General features: G+C 50.0%; 16 protein-coding genes. 10 read left to right on the forward strand and 6 right to left on the reverse strand.

Annotation, left to right across the window (positions count from 1 at the left end; genetic code table 11):
• Window positions 1-5: 5 nt before the first annotated feature.
• The 4 genes from AC4QZR_RS02150 to pnuC all read right to left on the reverse strand — a co-directional run bounded on the left by AC4QZR_RS02150 (window position 6) and on the right by pnuC (window position 4,759).
• Window positions 6-527, reverse strand: a complete 522-nt coding sequence (locus AC4QZR_RS02150) for an AAA family ATPase (RefSeq protein ID WP_494479454.1) — start codon at window positions 525-527, stop codon at window positions 6-8.
• A gap of 114 nt (window positions 528-641) precedes the next feature.
• Window positions 642-3,203 (reverse strand): T9SS type A sorting domain-containing protein, encoded by a 2,562-nt coding sequence (locus AC4QZR_RS02155; RefSeq protein WP_494479455.1) that lies wholly within the window; start codon window positions 3,201-3,203, stop codon window positions 642-644.
• Between the two features lie 609 nt (window positions 3,204-3,812).
• On the reverse strand, window positions 3,813-3,989 hold the full coding sequence (locus AC4QZR_RS02160; protein ID WP_253400838.1) for a hypothetical protein: 177 nt from the start codon (window positions 3,987-3,989) through the stop codon (window positions 3,813-3,815).
• A 146-nt stretch (window positions 3,990-4,135) separates the two neighbouring features.
• Window positions 4,136-4,759, reverse strand: coding sequence for a nicotinamide riboside transporter PnuC (gene pnuC, locus AC4QZR_RS02165; protein ID WP_494479456.1), 624 nt, complete (start codon window positions 4,757-4,759; stop codon window positions 4,136-4,138).
• A 106-nt stretch (window positions 4,760-4,865) separates the two neighbouring features.
• Between pnuC and AC4QZR_RS02170 the strand changes: the two genes are divergently transcribed.
• From AC4QZR_RS02170 to AC4QZR_RS02210, 9 genes are all read left to right on the forward strand, one after another.
• Window positions 4,866-5,183 (forward strand): rhodanese-like domain-containing protein, encoded by a 318-nt coding sequence (locus tag AC4QZR_RS02170; RefSeq protein ID WP_494479457.1) that lies wholly within the window; start codon window positions 4,866-4,868, stop codon window positions 5,181-5,183.
• 215 nt (window positions 5,184-5,398) lie between these two features.
• A complete protein-coding gene (guaB, locus tag AC4QZR_RS02175; protein WP_494479458.1) occupies window positions 5,399-6,868 on the forward strand; it encodes an IMP dehydrogenase in 1,470 nt (489 codons plus the stop codon).
• Window positions 6,869-7,071: 203 nt separating this feature from the next.
• On the forward strand, window positions 7,072-9,147 hold the full coding sequence (locus tag AC4QZR_RS02180) for a SpoIIE family protein phosphatase (RefSeq protein ID WP_253400841.1): 2,076 nt from the start codon (window positions 7,072-7,074) through the stop codon (window positions 9,145-9,147).
• 19 nt (window positions 9,148-9,166) lie between these two features.
• Window positions 9,167-9,505, forward strand: a complete 339-nt coding sequence (locus AC4QZR_RS02185) for an STAS domain-containing protein (RefSeq protein ID WP_188501609.1) — start codon at window positions 9,167-9,169, stop codon at window positions 9,503-9,505.
• Window positions 9,498-9,908 carry an ATP-binding protein gene (locus tag AC4QZR_RS02190; protein ID WP_253400842.1) on the forward strand — a complete coding sequence of 137 codons (411 nt, stop codon included), beginning with the start codon at window positions 9,498-9,500 and terminating at the stop codon, window positions 9,906-9,908. The genes AC4QZR_RS02185 and AC4QZR_RS02190 overlap by 8 nt, the downstream gene beginning before the upstream one ends.
• A gap of 164 nt (window positions 9,909-10,072) precedes the next feature.
• Window positions 10,073-12,382 (forward strand): peptidylprolyl isomerase, encoded by a 2,310-nt coding sequence (locus AC4QZR_RS02195; RefSeq protein WP_494479459.1) that lies wholly within the window; start codon window positions 10,073-10,075, stop codon window positions 12,380-12,382.
• Window positions 12,383-12,418: 36 nt separating this feature from the next.
• The gene (locus AC4QZR_RS02200) at window positions 12,419-13,792 is read left to right on the forward strand and encodes a peptidylprolyl isomerase (RefSeq protein WP_494479460.1); all 1,374 of its coding nucleotides are present in this window, start codon (window positions 12,419-12,421) and stop codon (window positions 13,790-13,792) included.
• Window positions 13,793-13,800: 8 nt separating this feature from the next.
• A complete protein-coding gene (locus AC4QZR_RS02205; protein WP_494479461.1) occupies window positions 13,801-14,766 on the forward strand; it encodes an AAA family ATPase in 966 nt (321 codons plus the stop codon).
• Between the two features lie 264 nt (window positions 14,767-15,030).
• Window positions 15,031-15,462 carry a hypothetical protein gene (locus AC4QZR_RS02210; RefSeq protein WP_494479462.1) on the forward strand — a complete coding sequence of 144 codons (432 nt, stop codon included), beginning with the start codon at window positions 15,031-15,033 and terminating at the stop codon, window positions 15,460-15,462.
• 67 nt (window positions 15,463-15,529) lie between these two features.
• On the opposite strand, the gene AC4QZR_RS02215 is transcribed toward AC4QZR_RS02210, so the two are convergent.
• A complete protein-coding gene (locus tag AC4QZR_RS02215) occupies window positions 15,530-16,396 on the reverse strand; it encodes an SDR family NAD(P)-dependent oxidoreductase (protein WP_494479463.1) in 867 nt (288 codons plus the stop codon).
• Between the two features lie 180 nt (window positions 16,397-16,576).
• Between AC4QZR_RS02215 and AC4QZR_RS02220 the strand changes: the two genes are divergently transcribed.
• Window positions 16,577-17,206, forward strand: coding sequence for a GNAT family N-acetyltransferase (locus tag AC4QZR_RS02220; RefSeq protein WP_494479464.1), 630 nt, complete (start codon window positions 16,577-16,579; stop codon window positions 17,204-17,206).
• Between the two features lie 6 nt (window positions 17,207-17,212).
• Here AC4QZR_RS02220 and AC4QZR_RS02225 read toward each other — a convergent pair whose 3' ends face one another.
• A complete protein-coding gene (locus AC4QZR_RS02225; RefSeq protein WP_494479465.1) occupies window positions 17,213-18,361 on the reverse strand; it encodes a lipid A deacylase in 1,149 nt (382 codons plus the stop codon).
• Between the last annotated feature and the right edge of the window lie 123 nt (window positions 18,362-18,484).

The raw sequence follows: 18,484 nt of genomic DNA on the forward strand, positions 1-18,484 counted from the left end.
TGGTTTTAGGTATGTTGCCGGAGCAAAGCATCGATGTACTCAGTGGCCTTATCGAACCGGTCTTCGTGCTGCCCGCTGATCTCCAGGTAGGGCACCTGCAGTTCCTCCAGTTCCCGCTTGTACCAGTCATAAAAGTACTGGCGCAGGTGCGGATGCTCCCGTTGCGGATCAGGCTCCCAGGGCAAATCAACGCCCATCAGCAGGTAAAGGTTGTAGTCCTGTTGCTTTAGTTTTTGCAGCACCCAGTCGGGGCACTCGCCGAAGGCATGTTCGCTCCATATTTTGATCACCAGCAGGTCGGTGTCTGAGAACAAGATGCGGCTTGCTTCTTCCTGTATACGGGCCTCCAGTGCCAGCTGTCCTTTGGCAATCTGTTCCAGGTCCTGCAAGGTATAGGGTCTGTCGAGCGTTTCGACGTAGGTGCGCGCATACTCCGGCACCCACACGGTGTTGTAGTGCGCAGCCAACTGCTGCGACAGCGTAGATTTGCCCGTGGATTCAGGCCCTGTGATGGCGACTTTCAACATACCGCAAAGGTAGCCCAATTATGCTGAAAGTCGCCATCACAGGGCCTGCCACAAAAAAGCTGCCACCAACAGGTTTCCCCACCGGCGGCAGCCTTATTTAACAGCCTCCTACTGTTATTCTTTTTTAAGTAGTTTCACGGTTTTCGCACCACGTCCATTTACAACACGGATAAGATACATTCCTTCAGGCATTCCGTTCCCATCAACTTCAATAGTAGTCTTCTCACCTGCTCTAGCATTTCCTGATTGAAGTTGCTTAATTAAGCTTCCCTTCATGTCATAGAGATTAATTACATAATTCCCTTCGTGTTCAGCAGTATACTCCACAGTTGCTCTATCATAAAATGGAACCGGGTAAGCAGTAAGCTGCCTGCCTTGTAATTCACTAACTCCTTGAAGTGATTGGACAGGTGCTTCGGTTTTCAATACACCAGGTGCACTACTTTCACAATCAGTGGCCTCTGAGACACACTGACCAACTGTAGCAGTCACACTATAACCTGAACCTGCAGGTCTATTCGTAAATATTACCTCCTGATTCGCCATAGTGACAATAATACTCGCAGAATTTCCTCCGTTTTTATCTACTATTGTATAAGTAGCTCCTACAGCCGGATTATTGACAGTGACACTAAAGACAGCTTCATCACATTTGGGTGCATTGTAAGTAACATCGGGCCCTGGCGCTGATGGGTTTACAGTCAGCGCATTCTGAGCTACCCCAACACAATTACCTGTGCCTACCAATTTGGCGAATACAGTATTGCCTGTAGCAGAAACGTAACTTTCTGGTTCATCAATCTTACCTGAGAATACTCCGTTGGAATAGGTTGTATACCAACCTTCTACGGCTGCTCCACTAGTGCCCACTACAGTAGTATTTTTAGAAGTTAAATCAAATACCGCAGTAGTACCTCCGCCAGTGGTAGGGCAGGTTTCCATTGTGGTATTAACTCCTGCTGGTATTGGATTCACTGTTACTGTAAATGTATTAGGAGGTCCAGGACAGTTGTTGGCAGCCGCAGTTACTGTTACAGTCGCAATAATGGGTGCTGTAGTAGTATTAGAGGCTGTGTAAGCAGGAATATTGCCTGTGCCGCTGACGCCAAAGCCTACATTTATATCAGAGGTCCATGCGAAGGTTGCGCCTGCCACAGAACTACTAAAAATAATAACTCCACCAGATTCACCATGGCAGTGGGTTCTGTTTGCAACATCATCTGTAGCAGGACTAGGATTTATAGTAAGTAATGCTGTCTTTTCTGGATCCCCACAGGTAGCTGCTGTAAGCAAAGCCTTGTAGGTATCGCCATCAGCCGTTACTAGATTATTGATGGTAAGAGTACTGGTTCCATTTGAGACCTCGATGTTATACTTACTATTATCGTCTACGATTTTGGTAGTACCTTTATACCATTCTACGTTAGCCGCCAAGGCACCATCACCGCTCACACTTGTGCTGAATACAGCGCTTTCGCCAGGGCACTTTGTTACGGGTGACAGATCGGTAATGGTTGCCCCAGGCACTAATGGAAATGTAGCATAAGAAAAATCTTTTAATTCAGCTGTAAATGAAGGGGAAGAACGGGTTTTTGCAGTTAAAGTAGCTTCAGGGTTACAAAGATCTGCACCATCAAGATTGAGCGCTGTAATATCAACGCCACCTTCAACAAACTGGAACGCCCCCGTAATATTTGCAAAAGCACCGTTACTAGCTACACCCATATTAGGTGCTACAGGAGCAATGTTTACAATATTAGTTGTGATATAGCCATTAGAGCCTGTAACCATTGTTTCTTCAGACCATTGCCCTGAAGCTAACCAAACTCTGTAGCCGACAACAGGTTTGCTACCTCCCCCTTCATAGTTAACTACCAGAACAAAGTCTCCGGGTGTACGACCGCCTACAGTACCCTTACCAGTCATGAAGCCATCTGCTACTGTTACACCAGCTTGATTATACTCGAAGTCAAGGTAGCTTGAGCCAGTTGTTGCGCGTGTTCCAGCTCCAAAAAACAGAATAGTATGGAGTTCGCCCTGTACCATTACATCTCGGGTATGCAGGAACATATCAGTGATATCGTTCTTTTGTGGGCCTGATCCACCAAGCTGCACAGTATAAGGATCACCTCCAGTTGCAGCACTGTTAATGATTTGTCCATTTTTATTACTGGTACCACTAAAGGTAGAAATTTCAGCTACACCTGCCCTAGTTCCCCAGTTGCCATCCTGTTGCCAAAGTGTTCTACCATCTGCAGATCTACCAACTACTGAGTTGACGCCTGATTTATTCAAAATTCCATTAGGCCCTGACCAGTCAGCACCGAATAGACTTAGGTTTGTATAATTCGTGTTATTCCAAAAACTGGGTTTGGTGCCTGAAAAAAAATCTGCATCTATCTCTACTCCATATACAGTACCGCCCACCCCAGGATCTGGCGGAGTTTTTTGGGAAAATGCTTCAGTACTCACAAATAGAGGCAATACAAACAATATTATAGCAAATCGCCATAGCCCCGACATCAGATTCGGCAGAACGTACCCCGTTCCCCTCGTGTAATTGTTAAGATTTTCCATAAGTGTAAAGATTTTTTGATTGTTAGAAAGTGTTTTAAGTGGTGTTTGTAAGCATGAAAATTTGGCAAAACAGCGCCTGTCCGATGCTTGTGCGTTCATCAGTGTAAGGCCAGTTCTCACGAAGAGGCTTAAGCAGCCAAATGACTACTCAGTAAAATGAAAGGCTTATGGTGGTGACTATACCAGGAATTGCCAGTAATAGGAGGCGTGTAGCATGGTTGGTTTGCTAAAAATAAGTGCGTACTATATAATTAAGAAACTAGAATTGGCGGAGAGGGTTGAATCACCAATGGATCATAGAACAAGTAAGGAAATGTAGCGGTGGTTTAGCACCAATCCAACAGCTAAATTATTGAATGACAGCTGCTAAATGGATGAACCTTAAATAGATATACTATGAAAACTAAAATAAATAAATGGAATGTTTATATTCTTAGTTGTTATGTGCTAGAGATGGGTGGACATAAGTTTTTGATGTGTAGGAAGAATATCCAACAAGGCATATAACAATTCAGGCACAAATTTTAATTGTAAAAACTCCCTGATTTAATTATTGCACACTGTGACCTGAAAGAACAAGACAATTTGAACCTAATTAATGGATAAGGGCTCCTAGTAGAAAGCCTAGACAAAAAAACGGGGACACATTCCTTAAAATGTGTCCCCGCTGTACTTTCGTCTCTCTACTTTGGTGGAGACGGGCATTTCTTAATTCTCGGTGAAGCTATAATCGTAAAAGTTATATACCTCTACCTCTTTGGGGTGCCGATCGCCGTACTGACAGAGCAGCAGGCGCTTGGGGCTCTCGTCCGGGGACTCGTAGCCCCACTTCATACGGTTCTCGTACTTCAGTTCATCTGGCAATTCAATCTTGTGATTCATCATACATAGTGTCGTTGTAGCGTGGAACATAGGTACTCGCATACTTTGGCGCACTAAAATTCAACGATTGCCTCAGTTATACTCATGTACGGCACATACCATGCCATGACTGCATAAGATAAAAACATAAAACAGGATATTTCCAATAATCACTTTATAACAGGAGCTGCAGTTTCCTTTTCCATGCCCCGCTTCCAATCCAGGTAGCCCATAGTAGCCAGTATGAGGAAGATAAAGTACAGAAGAGCTGTCAGGTATAGCTCCTTATAAGTAAACACCCCGATGTACACGACATCCACGGCCAGCCATACCAGCCAGTTTTCGAGCCGCTTCTTGGCCATCATCCAGTAGGCCATTAGGCTCACAGCGGTCGTGGCCGAGTCGGTATAGGAGAGGTCGGCGTTGGTATAGTTGTCCAGGAAATAGCCGAGGCTAGCCGTAAACACCACTGCAAGCGCAATCATCACCCATAACTCCCGCTTTCCCACTCGGGTTACTTTCCGCTCGGTATGTCCGCTTCCGCCGTACAGCCACTCGTACCAGCCATAAAAACTTGTGATGATGTAAAAGGCATTCAGCCCCATGTCGGCATAGAGGCGGGCGTCGTAGAACACAAATACGTAAGCCGTTACACTCACCACACTGATCGGCCAAGTCCAGATGCTTTGGCGGGCCGCCAGCCATACCCCTGCTATACCTGTAATTACCCCTATTACTTCGACCAGGCTCATGGCCTGCAGCGCCGCTGTCATGCTATTGTAAAAATCTGTCATCTATACCTGTGCAAGCCCATGTTTTGGGCTAAATTGTTGCTAAGTTTGCAAATCGAAACCAAAACACCAAAGCTTAAGGTATAGCACAGGCAGGAGCGCTACTACTATGGACGAGATCACAGCACAGGAACTAAAGGAGAGACTAGGCCGCAGCGCCGAACTGCAGATCGTGGATGTGCGCGAGCCGGAGGAGTTTGCGATCTGCAACCTGGGCGGCGAGCTTATACCTTTGGGTGATGTACCGAAGCAGGCAAACCGCATCCGCCGCGATGTACCCGTGGTCATGGTTTGCCACCACGGCTTCCGCAGCGCTCAAGCTATCCTATACCTCACCCAACGCCTCGGCTATGACAACCTCCTCAACCTGAAGGGCGGCATCCATGCTTGGGCAACACAGATTGATCCAACTATGCGGGTATACTAGGTATACAGTACCGGATCCTTTTTAAATCAGAGGCTTTCATCCCCTTTTTATAATATTTCCCCTTATGCGATCCTAAGGGGCATTTGACACTAAAAAATGCCAAAGGCAGCAGCCCGGTAGCATGACCCGAATAATTTTCTCACACCGCTTGCTATATTTTCCGGATTAATTTATGTAATTTTACGCGGCAAATAAGGACCCCTAATTTATTTGCCATGATCGCAGATCAATCCAAAATAGTATTTGAGGCACTCACTTACGATGACGTGCTTCTGCTCCCGGCCTACTCCGAGGTGCTCCCCCACAACACCGATACTTCCACACAGCTTACTCGTAATATCCGAATCAACATTCCGCTGCTATCCGCGGCTATGGACACTGTTACCGAGACTGAACTGGCCATCTCCATGGCGCAGGAAGGGGGCATCGGCATCATTCACAAAAACATGTCGATCAAGAAGCAGGCGGAGCAGGTGCGCAAAGTAAAACGCTCCGAAAGCGGCATGATCCTCGACCCGATCACCCTGCAGGAAGACGCCACGCTCGGCGATGCTATCCGCATCATGTCGGAGAACAAAATCGGTGGTATACCTATTACCAACGGAAACGGCAAGCTTACCGGCATCCTCACCAACCGCGACCTGCGTTTCGAGAAGAACATGTCGCTGCCTGTAAGAGGCGTGATGACGACCGAAAACCTGATCACGGCCGCGAAAGGAACAGACCTGGCCAAAGCCGAAGACATTCTGCAGGAGTACAAGATCGAGAAACTGCCTGTGGTGGATGACGAAGGCAACCTGGTGGGTCTGATCACATACAAAGACATCCTCAAAAAGAAAGACCGCCCGAATGCCTGCAAAGATGAGTACGGCCGTCTGCGTGTAGGTGCCGCCGTGGGCGTGACGCCTGACGTGATGGACCGCATCAAGGCGCTGGTAGAAGCCGGCGTGGACGTGATCAGCGTGGATACGGCGCACGGCCACTCCAAAGGCGTGCTTGATGTGGTACGCAAGATCAAAGAGAACTTCCCGAAGCTAGAGGTGATTGCCGGTAACGTAGCCACTGCCGATGGCGCGAAAGCCCTGGCCGATGCCGGTGCCGATGCCGTGAAAGTGGGCGTGGGCCCGGGCAGTATCTGTACCACCCGCGTGATTGCAGGTATAGGCATGCCGCAGCTGTCTGCCGTAATGGAAGCCGCCAGAGGCTTGCTGGGTACCGGCGTTCCGGTTATTGCCGACGGCGGCATCAAGTTCTCGGGCGACATCGTGAAAGCACTTGCCGGAGGCGCCAGCACCGTAATGGTGGGTTCGCTGCTAGCTGGTACCGAAGAGGCTCCGGGCGAGATGATCATTTACGAAGGTCGCAAGTTCAAGACCTACCGCGGCATGGGCTCTATCGAGGCGATGGAGGAAGGCTCGAAAGACCGCTACTTCCAGGGCAACGAAAAAGACAGCAAGAAACTGGTGCCGGAAGGTATAGTGGGCCGTGTGGCTTACAAAGGTCTGGTGTCGGAGGTGATCTACCAATTGGTGGGCGGCATCCGCGCTGGCATGGGCTATTGCGGTACGCCTACTATACCTAGACTGCAAGAGGCCAAAATGGTGAAAATAACAGGGGCTGGCCTGCGCGAAAGTCATCCGCATGATGTGCACATCATGCGCGAGGCGCCGAACTACAGCCGCTAGTCATTTCATATATAGCATAAAAGAAGAAGTAGGTTGGCTTTTGTTAACCTACTTCTTCTTTTTTACGTTATGCAAGTTGTTCTTTCAAAACTCACCTCGACAACTTGGGCAAAGAGCAAAAAATTTTCTTACCTTACAAACTGATAAAGTCTCGGGCAAGCCATTTTCTATCGCCGAAAAAACTAAGCACGGTTTTCCGTTTTATGCTTTATAGAACCAACGCAAAATCTCTATTTATTACCTCTGCCCTGATCAGCTGGTCACTCCTGCTGGCTAATGTGCTGTTGGCGGCTGAGAGTATGCATCGCGAGAGCTCCATTGCGCTGGATCTTCCTTTCGTCAACAATTTCCTGATCGTTGTATTCATCATATCAGTGTTCGGCTTTCAACGCCTTAGCGCCGAGAACCTTAAAGGTATAGACTTTATCGGCTACCTTTGGAACATCTTTGCCAAAGGAGGTATAGCCGCCTACCTGAGCATTGCCTTGTACATGGTATACCGCATGGTCACCAACTACTCGAGTGTGCAGTCGCCGCTGCTGTTGCACATGGTCTACCAGCTAAACTTCGGCTTGATGGTGTTGTTCCTGGCAAAGGCCTTTTACGTTTGGCGCCAGCTCATACTCTATCATAAAAACAAGTTTATCCAGATCGCCTGGGACTGGTACGAGATTCTGCTTTTTGCCACGCTGATTCTCACGCTGCTCAATTTCAACTACAGTAGTCTGATCTTCCTGCCACTGCTCGGCTTGATCGGGCTCTATACCTTGTTCCTGTGCACCAACCTGAAGTGGGTTGCCTACCTGACATTCAACAAAAAAGGCAGATCTCTTATATTGCTCGTAGCTATCCTGCTGGCCTGCTACATCTTCTTTGACTTTTTCTACGGCTTTGCGGACAGCCCGCTGCTGGTAATCGATTACTCTGACGTGGGCTTCCTGCTGCTGGCCATGTTCTTTGTGGCCCTGTATACCCTGGCCTCTTTCCTGGTGGCGCTTTTTAGCCTGCCAACTTCCAGCGTGTTTGAGCAAAAGAGCGAGGACCTACTCAACTTTCAGCGCCTGAGCCAGTCTATACAGCAGGGACAGAGTGAGAAACAGGTATACGATATGCTCTTTGAGAGTACCGTGAAGGCATCGGATGCCAGCGCCGCCTGGCTCGAGATATTCAGGGGCGAGAAGAAAGACGAGATAGAACTTTGCCACCAGCTCACGATAGAAGAAGAGCAGATCAAGCGCATCCGCCACCTGCTGCTGGCCTACAACATCCAGCACATCGACTACATCAACAACAACCTCGACCGCAACCCCGGCTTCCGTGACCTGACGCTGCCCTGGAAGTCGCTCATCATCCTGCCAATCAAATCCAAGAAACACCTGTTTGGGGTGCTATACCTGCTCAAGGATATTGAGCAGGGCTTTGACAGGGAAACGGTGAACGTGCTGCGCACTTTTACCAACCAGACCATTCTCACGATCGAGAACCTGCGCCTGGTGCACGAGTCGCTGCAGAACGAGCGTTACAAAGAAGAACTCAAGATCGCCTCGGTGGTGCAGGACAGCCTGATCCCGAAAAAATTCCCGAGCGACAGTTGGTTTGAGATCTCGACCTACGCCAAAGCCGCCAAAGAGGTGGGCGGTGACTTTTATGACTTCCTGCAACTGAGCGAGTCGCGCATTGCCATCATCATCGGCGACGTATCAGGTAAAGGTATTTCGGCGGCCTTCCACATGGCTCAGATGAAAGGTATCTTTCATGGCCTGATGCAGCAGGACATGCCACCGAGCGAGTTTATGAAACAGGCCAATAGCGCTCTGAGCCGCTGCCTCGAGAAAACCTCTTTTATCACTTCTGCGCTATACATCATTGATTATCGCATGAAGGGCTTTATGTTTGCCCGCGCGGGCCACTGCCATACCCTGTATTACAACTCCATGATGGACGATACCTTCTATTTTCAGACGGATGGACTGGGACTTGGCATCATTCGTGATAAAAGTTATAACAATCACGTCCGGGAAATGTATTATGACTACAACCCGACCGACGTGATGGTGATTTACACGGATGGCATCGTGGAGGCCCGCAGTCCGACCAACGAGGAGTATGGGGAGGACAGGTTGCGCTACATGCTCACCCAAACCTACCACCTGGAGGCCGAGGACATCAAGTACGCCATCATCAACGATCTGGAAGATTTTACCGGTCCGACAGAAAACATATACGACGACCAGACGCTGCTCGTCATCAAATTTAAACCGACTCAACCTAGTGAATAGTTATACGTAAAGGATGCCGATGAAAATTACTAACCAAATCAAAGACACAACGATCATCATCACCCTGGATGGTGAACTGGACGCAAGCTCATCTGTAATGCTCGATGAAGCACTGTCCGACCCCGAGATCATGACCTACAGCAAGATCCTGGTAGATTGCAAAGACCTGAACTACATTTCGTCTGCAGGCCTTGGGGTATTTATTTCGCATCTGCAGCGCTTTGAGGATGCTCACATCAAACTCATTTTCTACAACATGCAGGACAAAGTGCGCAACGTATTCGAAATCCTGGGCCTCGACCTGCTCATGACCATCGTTTCGGATTACGAGGAAGCCATGACCATTGCTGATGAATAATAAAATTACAGTTAGCTGTACTAAAAAAAATCTGAAGCAAATACGGGACTTCGTCACGGAGTATCTGGCAGCGTATACCTTGTCAGACATCCAGATGAACCAGATCGTATTGGCCGTGGATGAGATATGCGCCAACCTCATCATCCACGCCAACAACGAAGACCCGTCCAAAAGCATTTCCCTCTCCATCACGGAGAAGGCCGGCATCGTCAAATTCGAGATCGTCGACAACGGGGTGGCCTTCCGTCGCTCTGAGTATAAAGAGCCTAACATCGAAGAACACATCCGGGTCGGCAAGAAAGGGGGCGTCGGCATCGCCCTGGTCAACCGCATCATGGACCGTGTGGAATTTGAGACGACTGACAGGCAGAACACCTGCTTTCTGTACAAAAAAATTAAATAGGGCTGAACTGCACACTTTTAGCGCCCCGTGTCCGTTATCCGGAACGAAATCGCATGCAATAGGATTATAGTGGTACTTTTTGACTAATCTGTCAGAAAAATTAACTAAAATTGCATGATCTGACCTCGTCAGAGCAAAACCAAGCGTTAGTTTATCATCTATTTATGCGCAGCAATCAACTACTTGTTGCGGCAGCGGCTCTTGTTATGGCTGGCTGTACCGCAACTAAGAAGAATGACAAGCAGGAACCTATCATTGCGACCATTGGCTCCCAACCTATTTACACATCCGAGTTTCAGTATGTGTATGAGAAGAACAACGGGGGCAACGAAGATGCCTATACCCGCCAAAGTGTAAGCGAGTACCTCGACCTCTATACCCGATTCAAACTGAAGGTAATGGAAGGCGAGAGCCGTGGCCTGGACACCACCGCCGCTTTTAAGCGCGAACTGGAGGGCTACAAAGAGCAGCTTGCACAACCCTACCTCACCGAAAAGAGTGTGACCGACCAACTGGTGCGGGAGGCTTATGAGCGCCTGAAACAGGAGGTAAACGCATCGCACATTTTGCTAGGCCTGCCTAACGACCCGAGTCCGCAGGACACGCTGGCTGCCTATAACCAGGCCCTGGAACTGCGCAAGCGACTCGAGGGCGGTGAGGATTTCGGCAAGCTGGCCCGTGAGTTTTCGCACGACCCGTCCGCAGCCGAAAACGGCGGCAACCTGGGTTATTTCACAGCCATGCAGATGGTATACCGATTCGAAGACGCCGCCTACAAAACCCCGGTTGGCCAGATCTCGCAGCCGGTTCGCTCCCGTTTTGGCTATCACCTGATCAAAGTAAACGACAAGCGCAACGCGAAGGGCGAAGTGAAAGTGGCCCATATTATGGTGCGCGCCACGCCGGGTATGCCTAAGGCAGACTCGCTGGCAGCCAAACAGCGCGTAGACGCCATCTACAAGCGTGTGCAGCGTAACGAGAACTGGGACCGCCTGGCTGCAGAGTTTTCGGAGGACGCCAACTCTGCCGCCAACGGAGGTGAGCTGCCCTGGTTCGGTACCGGCCGTATGATCCCGTCTTTTGAAGAAGTAGCGTTTGGTCTGAAGAAAGAAGGCGAAATAGCACCTGCTGTCCTGACGCCCTACGGCTGGCACATCATCAAGCTGATCGGCAAGCAGCCGCTTCCTTCGTTTGAGGACATGGAACAAAACCTGCGCAACAAGATCGCGAAAGACTCCCGTTCTGAGCTCAATAAAGCGGCCTTCCTGAAGCGAATTAAATCAGAAAACAACTTTAGCGAAGACGCCACTGTTAAAGCCGCCGCTTTAAGCAAGGGAACAGATGACCTGCTGCAAGGCAAGTGGGATTTTGATGCCGCCGACAAAACACTCAAGAACACACTCTTCACGATACAGGGCAAGCCTTATACCGTGTCTGACTTCTATACCTACGTAAAGGCTGAACAGCGCCCGCGCATGGCTGGTACTCCGCAACATCATATGAACTCGCTCTACGACAACTTTGTGCAGAAGAGCTTGCTGGCGTATGAGCGTGCCAACCTGGAGAATAAGTACCCCGACTACCGCATGCTGGTGCGTGAGTACCACGACGGCATCCTGCTGTTCCAGTTGATGGACGAGAAGGTATGGTCGAAGGCGGTGGAAGATACCACTGGACTCAAGGCCTACTTTGATCAGAACCGCGACAAGTACCAGTGGAAAGAACGTGCGCACGCCACCGTGATCAGTGCTGCGAATAAGGAGCTACTCAACAAGGCCCAGCAGCAGTTAAGCGAACGCCGCTACGAAATACGCAACGGCAAACCAGCTGATATCACATTCGAAACAAACAGCGCTACGCCAGACCAGGCAAGTGTAGCCCGACTAAGCGAACTGGCAGACCGCCTGAGCAATAATCCGAACCTGACTCTGGAAGTGAACGGCCACGCCGACGCACGTGAGGCAGCTGGCAAGCGCGACCTCTCAGCAGAGCGTTCCAAAGCCATTGTAGCCTTCCTGACGAGCCGTGGTGTAGCAGCTGACCAACTCAGCTCCAAAGCACTGGGCAAAACCAAGCAAGCCGCTGCCGACAATACCGAAACCGGTCGCCGCCGCAACAGACGCGTATCGTTTACGCTTTACTCACCAGAGCTGAGCGTGCTGGCTGAAAACCTGAATGCCGGTAATCCGCTGGGTGTTCAGATCACTGAAAAGAGATTTCAGAAAGGCGAAAACAAAGCCGTAGACGCTGTGAAGTGGGAAAAGGGCACTTACAATACCGAACTGAACGAGCGCCAGTACCTGGTGATCGTGCACGATGTGCTGGCTCCTGCTCCGAAGCAGCTTTCCGAGGTAAGAGGCCAGGTAACGGCCGACTACCAGAACTACCTGGACGAGCAGTGGGTGAAGCAGCTGCAGGAAAAGAACCCGGTTAGCGTTAACCAGACAGAGGTCGATAAAATTATCAGAAAATAAAGCGGGTCCGTAACAAGAGAACCGATACAAGTCAACATGCACAACACAACCCATAAAACGAGAACCCTGTCCCTGCTACTGCTCTGCCTGATCACGGCATTTACAGCTACGGCACAGGCGCCCACCCAGAAAAAACTGGACGGCATCATAGCCAAGGTAGACAACCACGTGATCCTGCGCTCAGAGCTTGAGTTCAGCTACCTGCAGTTCCTGGCCCAGAACAAACAGCAGCCAAGCGCACAGACAGAGCCAATGAAGTGCGAAATATTAAAGTCGATGGTGCAGGAAAAACTCTTGCTGGCCCGCGCCGAGATCGACTCTGTTGTAGTAGAAGAAACCGCCATAACTGGCGAACTGAACCGCAGAATTGATTACCTGGCCTCGCAGGTAGGTGGCACGGAGCGCCTGGAGCAATACTATAACAAGAGCGTTAAGCAACTGCGCGACGAATTGCGACGCTCTGTTCGCAACCAGATGTTGTCGGAAAAGATGCAGCGCGAAATCACTGATAAAGTAACCGTAACCCCGAAAGAGGTGCGTCGCTACTTTAACCAGATTCCCGCTGACAGCTTGCCTTACTTCTCCAGCGAAGTGCAGCTGAGCCACATCGTAAAGTATGCAGAGGTAAGCCGCCAGCAGAAGCAGGCCGCCCGCCAGAAGCTGGAAGCACTGCGTGCCCGCATTGTGGCCGGTGAAGATTTTGCCACATTAGCAAAAGAACACTCAGAAGACCCAGGCTCGGCAGAAGCAGGCGGAGAACTCGGTTTCTTCAAGAAAAAGGAACTGGTACCGGAGTACGAAGCCGCTGCACTGCGCCTCGAGCCAGGCCAGATGTCAAACGTAATCGAGTCGATGTTCGGCTTTCACCTGATTCAGTTGATCGAGCGCAAAGGACAGGAGTTCAACACACGCCACATCCTCATCAAGCCTGCCACTGAACGTGTGGATGTGCAGGACGCCATCGCCGCACTGGACAGCGTGCGCACCCTTATTGTGAACGATAGTATCAGCTTTGCAAAAGCTGCCAAAGATTTTTCGGACGATAAGAACACAAAGGACAACGGTGGTACCATTATAAGCCGTATGACGGGTAACTCGTACATCCCGATGAATGAAGTGGAACCAAGTATATTCTTCGTGATCGACACCATGAAAGTGGATGATGTGTCGAAACCAGTGAGCTTTACCACGCCAGACGGCAGAGAGGCAGCTCGTATCATTCAGCTTCGTTACAAATCGACTCCTCACCTGGCCAACATGAGCGACGACTACCAGAAAATAGCCGCCGCCGCCCTGGCCCAGAAAAGGGACAAAGCTGTGGATGAGTGGTTCCGAAAAAACATAGACACCGTATTCATTGAGATCGACCCTGAGTACGACCAATGCAAAGTGCTTGACTTAACGCAATAAACACATACATGAAGCAGTATACCTCTGACAAAGAAGCAGCCGACGCGCTGCACCGGTCCTACCACGACCTCACTTCCGAAATATCAAAAGTGATCGTAGGACAGGAAGAAGTCGTGCGCCTGGTGCTCACAGCTGTTTTTTGTCAGGGGCACTGCCTCCTGGTCGGCGTCCCAGGCCTTGCCAAAACCCTCCTCATCCAGACCATCGCCTCCTCGCTCGATATGTCTTTTAGCCGGGTACAGTTTACTCCGGACCTGATGCCAAGCGATATTGTGGGAGCCGAAACAATGGACAAGGACCGTAATTTCAACTTCGTGACGGGTCCTATCTTCGCCAACATCATTCTGGCGGACGAGATAAACCGTACACCTCCCAAAACGCAGGCGGCCCTGTTGGAGGCCATGCAGGAGTATGCTGTAACCGTAGCCGGCAAGCGCTACGAACTGCCCCGCCCCTTCTTTGTGCTGGCCACCCAAAACCCGATCGAGCAGGAAGGCACCTACCCCCTGCCCGAAGCGCAGCTCGACCGTTTCATGTTCAACATCACGCTGGGCTACCCCAGCTACGAGTCGGAACTTCAGATTGTGAAGAATACAACAGGCGCAGCCCGCGTGGCCCTCGACAAGATTTTGCACGCTGATGATATCATGGCATTCCAGCAACTGGTGCGCCGCGTACCCGTGGTGGACAATGTGGTGGAGTATGCCGTGAAACTGGTGCACAAGACCCGCCCAAATACAGCGATGGGATCTGAGCGGGCCAGTCAATACCTGGAATGGGGCGCAGGACCTCGTGCCTCCCAGCACCTGATTATCGGCGCAAAGTGCAACGCCCTCCTCAACGGCAAATACTCCCCAGATATAGAAGACGTGCAGGCTGTTGCCCTGCCAATCCTTCGTCACCGCATTGTGCGTAACTTCAAAGCCGAGGCAGAAGGTATAACGGTAGAGCAGCTGATTCAGGAACTCCTGTAATTGCTGCTTGTAGATTGCTAATTGTCTAACTACTCAGGTATAGCTTCAGTTTGCTGAATATAGTTGAAGATTAAAGCAGAGTCGTGTCTTGTTCAATTTATTGGATACATGGGGTTTCAACAATTTAGCAACTAAACCATCCAATAGTCAACGATCTAACAATTCAGCCATTTAACAATTTAACCCTTCAACAATTTAGCAATCTAAGCTTATTGGTGTAATTTTGCGCCTGTACTGATTTTTTGACACATTACTCTGAAACTTATGGAGGCGGCAGCGCTATACGTTCGCTTTAAAGAAAACCTGGCCACGATCATCGGAGCCCTAAACAGCAAGCTGGAGGTTCGCTCCATGCCATACAATGTATCTATTCCGCTGGAGGTAGATCTGCTGGCTGATATCTTGCATTTGCATGGCCTTGAGTTCAAATCTGAAACAGCTGGAGCAGCCCGCCTGGAGGATTTCACGCGTTGGTTTGAACAGAACGAGAACACGGTGATGGACAAACTGCAGCGTGTCATGGAAGACAAAAAAGCTTACATGAAAACGGCAGGCGGTGTGATATTGCAGAAAGAAATGCTGATCCGCAGATTGGAGTTTTTCAACGAAACGGCCCATACCCTGCAGGTAATGATGCGCCAGCAGCAACTCAACAGCCCGAAACACTTCAAGTACCCTTTCCTACTGAATCAATAGCCTGATAAACTCAAAGCGCCCGCAGTCTTATACCTGCGGGCGCTTTGCTTATTATACCAGGGAATGCTTACTTGTTCCGGATAGAAGTATGCCCCTCTTTGGAATGCTCTAGGTCAAGCTCACCTTTGGGCTCTTTCTTCATGCTGGAGTCTGCTTCCTCCCCTACCGGGCCTTTTGCAACCGTGATGCCGCCATCCACCATATAGAGCGCACCCGTCACATACGAGGCTTCGTCTGAGGCCAGGAAGCAGTAAACGTTCGCTACCTCCTCCGGGCTGCCTCTGCGGCCCATAGGTGTGGCTCCTTTCATAGTCTTTACCATTTTGCCATCCATAGGGCCGGTGCTCTCATGGGTCCAGGCCGTATCAATCGGCCCCGGGCCCACAATGTTCACCCGCACACCGAACTGCGCTTGCTCCACGGCCAGCCCTTTCATAAAGGCATGTATGAAACCTTTGGTGCCACCATAGGGCGTGTTCTGGGCTATACCTATCACGCCAGCTTCCGATCCGGCTGACACGATATTTCCTTTCGTTTTGTGCAGTTCGGGCAGCGCGGCCTTGCTCATGGCAAAAGCTGTCTTGATGTTGTTCTTGATCATGTAATCCAGCGCTTCCTCCGTGTAGTCCTGCAGAAGATTCACCTCCGGGAAAACCCCGGCATTATTAACCAGAATATCGAGTTGTCCATATTGCTTGACAGCCAGCTCAACACACGCCTTCGCATTGGCTGCAGTGGAAATATCACCATTATAGGCGATCGCTTCACCGCCCTGCTTTTGGATCTCCTTCACCACGTCTTCCACGGGGTCTTCCGGGAAACCTGCTACTACGACGCGGGCGCCTTCCTGCGCAAATTTCTTGCAGATGGCCTCTCCTATACCTGTTCCGCCGCCCGTTACGATGGCGACTTTGCCTTCCAGTCTGTTTTTCATAGATCAATAGTTAAAGTTTTTAGCACATATATTGTATCATCCTATAACGGCCGCAACTCCTGGTCGGTTAGTACTTAGTGGGGCAGGAAAGATTATACTTACATTTTTGACTAAATAGCGTATGACAGACAAAGCAGGAGAGGCAACGATCCATCTGTTCCATTAAAACGAAACATGTCCATGAGCTTTTTATACAATACCCTGCCGGATGCTTTTGATGAACAACTAGGGACAGACCACTTGGTCATCAGGCCCTATGCAGAAGGAGACGAGCAGGAGTTTATGCGTGTTATCCATGAGGATACATCAGCCCTGAGCCCGGCCTTTACCGGAAGAGTGGCCAGCGTGCGTGTATTGGAGGATGCCCGCACCCAGCTGGCCCAGTTGCGCACTGACTGGGATAACCGCAAGCAGTTTGATTTTGGTGTATGGCTTCGGGAGAGCAACACGTATATTGGCGATATCACACTCAAAAACATAGATCGGTCCGTGCCAAAAGCGGAGGCTGCCTTATACTTCACCAGCTGGTCCGAAATGCTGGACCTGGCGCAGGAGGCTTTCAGGGCGGTGCTGCACTTTGCATTTGAGGACTTGAAGCTCAACAAGGTATACATGCGCTGCACACAGTATAATAATGTGTGTTCGCAGTTGGCCGAGAGCTGTGGTTTTGTGAAAGAAGGCGTGCTCAGAAGCGACTTCAGAGGTGCCGACTCCGAGGAGCTTCTGGACCTGAGCTACTATGGCATGACCCGCGACGACTACGAGCAGGCAACCCAGCTTAAGCAGAGAGATTCTCAGGAAGCGGTTTAACTACCTTTACTTACGTGGTTTCCCGACAAAAAAATCGGTATCGAACGTTAGGTAGATTGCGTTCGAAAACTCCAGTTTCGGATCATCCAGGTCGACCACAGGCTCCAGGCGCAGCGTCAGGTATAGATCTTCCATTATCTTGATGTCCTTCATCAGGCGGAGGATCAGCAGGTGCCGGTCTTCCTGTATGTAGTCGGGGTCTTTGTAAGTCGTGGAAGCCGACTGAAAGAGCTTGCCGCCCAGTTCGGTGATATACCCGTCACCGCGCCAATAGCTCAGCATCACATCCTGGTACCTGGTGTCTATACCTGCATTCAGGTAAATAGCACCGCCCTTTGTGAAAGGCAGTTGAAACGTGTTCGAAAAGTCATTGAAGCCAAGCAGGTAGTTTTTGGTGTATACCCGGTGAAGCACGCGGTGCGGCAGTTGCCTTTCTAACTCAAATCCCACGGCAGCATTGAACACCGTGAGCAGCGGCAAGGGTGAACTGTCGATCTGCCCGCCTTTGTGTTGCGCCGTGAACTGCACAGGTATAGCCAGGCGCAGAGTATCGCCTTCCACCCTGCCGGGTTTGTTAAGCAGGTGTATGGCCGAGCTGATGCCACCGGCCACTTCCTCCCGCACCGGGTCAGCCGGGTAAATCATTTTGCTCCAGTCGATCCAGGCATCCAATTTAACCCGATGGGTGCTTAGCAGAAACTGCAGGCCGTTCTCCAGCCGGTCGTTGATCACCCGCTCAAAATCATAGAGCGGCTCCACGTAACCATGGCTCACGTTGCCCTCTAACGTACCAAACACAAAAGCCCAGTTTTCCTGCTGCCATTTTACAGTGAAGGTTGGCTGAAATTCCTGGTAGCCTGAACTACCGAAGTCCTTCCAGAGAAAAGCGCCCGCATCAATTCGCACGGAAGCAGACGGATAATAGCTGACGCGCGGCATCAGGTGATAGCCAAACAAGGTATAGCCATCGGCTATCTTATTGAAGTACTCGTTGTTTTTAGAGAAGCCAAAGGCGTGCAGGCCAATTCTAATCTGATTAGCATTCTCAGGTTTAACAGGTATAGCCAGCTTCAGTGCATCGTTGTTTAGCTGGCTATACCCTAAATGGCTGTATAGCACAGCAAACGCACAAATTAAAAGCCTGAAATATCTCATAAAAAAGCGTGTAGGATGGCACAAAATTGCCATTGTGTATGTTGTAACAAGACGGCCATAATCAACTAAAATATTTAGCAAAATACCTGCTACTTTTTTTGCAAATTGATTTTGAACGTCGTA

It is taken from the genome of Pontibacter sp. YIM B11418 (assembly GCF_059278805.1).

What these genes read in the sequence shown, in the direction of transcription:
- AC4QZR_RS02180 (WP_253400841.1), top strand. Translation starts at nt 7,072, where the DNA reads ATGCTTTATAGAACCAACGCAAAATCTCTATTTATTACCTCTGCCCTG.
- AC4QZR_RS02220 (WP_494479464.1), top strand. Translation starts at nt 16,577, where the DNA reads ATGAGCTTTTTATACAATACCCTGCCGGATGCTTTTGATGAACAACTA.
- AC4QZR_RS02190 (WP_253400842.1), top strand. Translation starts at nt 9,498, where the DNA reads ATGAATAATAAAATTACAGTTAGCTGTACTAAAAAAAATCTGAAGCAA.
- guaB (WP_494479458.1), top strand. Translation starts at nt 5,399, where the DNA reads ATGATCGCAGATCAATCCAAAATAGTATTTGAGGCACTCACTTACGAT.
- AC4QZR_RS02225 (WP_494479465.1), bottom strand. Translation starts at nt 18,361, where the DNA reads ATGAGATATTTCAGGCTTTTAATTTGTGCGTTTGCTGTGCTATACAGC.
- AC4QZR_RS02200 (WP_494479460.1), top strand. Translation starts at nt 12,419, where the DNA reads ATGCACAACACAACCCATAAAACGAGAACCCTGTCCCTGCTACTGCTC.
- AC4QZR_RS02170 (WP_494479457.1), top strand. Translation starts at nt 4,866, where the DNA reads ATGGACGAGATCACAGCACAGGAACTAAAGGAGAGACTAGGCCGCAGC.
- AC4QZR_RS02185 (WP_188501609.1), top strand. Translation starts at nt 9,167, where the DNA reads ATGAAAATTACTAACCAAATCAAAGACACAACGATCATCATCACCCTG.
- AC4QZR_RS02150 (WP_494479454.1), bottom strand. Translation starts at nt 527, where the DNA reads ATGTTGAAAGTCGCCATCACAGGGCCTGAATCCACGGGCAAATCTACG.
- AC4QZR_RS02160 (WP_253400838.1), bottom strand. Translation starts at nt 3,989, where the DNA reads ATGATGAATCACAAGATTGAATTGCCAGATGAACTGAAGTACGAGAAC.
- AC4QZR_RS02195 (WP_494479459.1), top strand. Translation starts at nt 10,073, where the DNA reads ATGCGCAGCAATCAACTACTTGTTGCGGCAGCGGCTCTTGTTATGGCT.
- AC4QZR_RS02205 (WP_494479461.1), top strand. Translation starts at nt 13,801, where the DNA reads ATGAAGCAGTATACCTCTGACAAAGAAGCAGCCGACGCGCTGCACCGG.
- AC4QZR_RS02210 (WP_494479462.1), top strand. Translation starts at nt 15,031, where the DNA reads ATGGAGGCGGCAGCGCTATACGTTCGCTTTAAAGAAAACCTGGCCACG.
- pnuC (WP_494479456.1), bottom strand. Translation starts at nt 4,759, where the DNA reads ATGACAGATTTTTACAATAGCATGACAGCGGCGCTGCAGGCCATGAGC.
- AC4QZR_RS02155 (WP_494479455.1), bottom strand. Translation starts at nt 3,203, where the DNA reads ATGAACGCACAAGCATCGGACAGGCGCTGTTTTGCCAAATTTTCATGC.
- AC4QZR_RS02215 (WP_494479463.1), bottom strand. Translation starts at nt 16,396, where the DNA reads ATGAAAAACAGACTGGAAGGCAAAGTCGCCATCGTAACGGGCGGCGGA.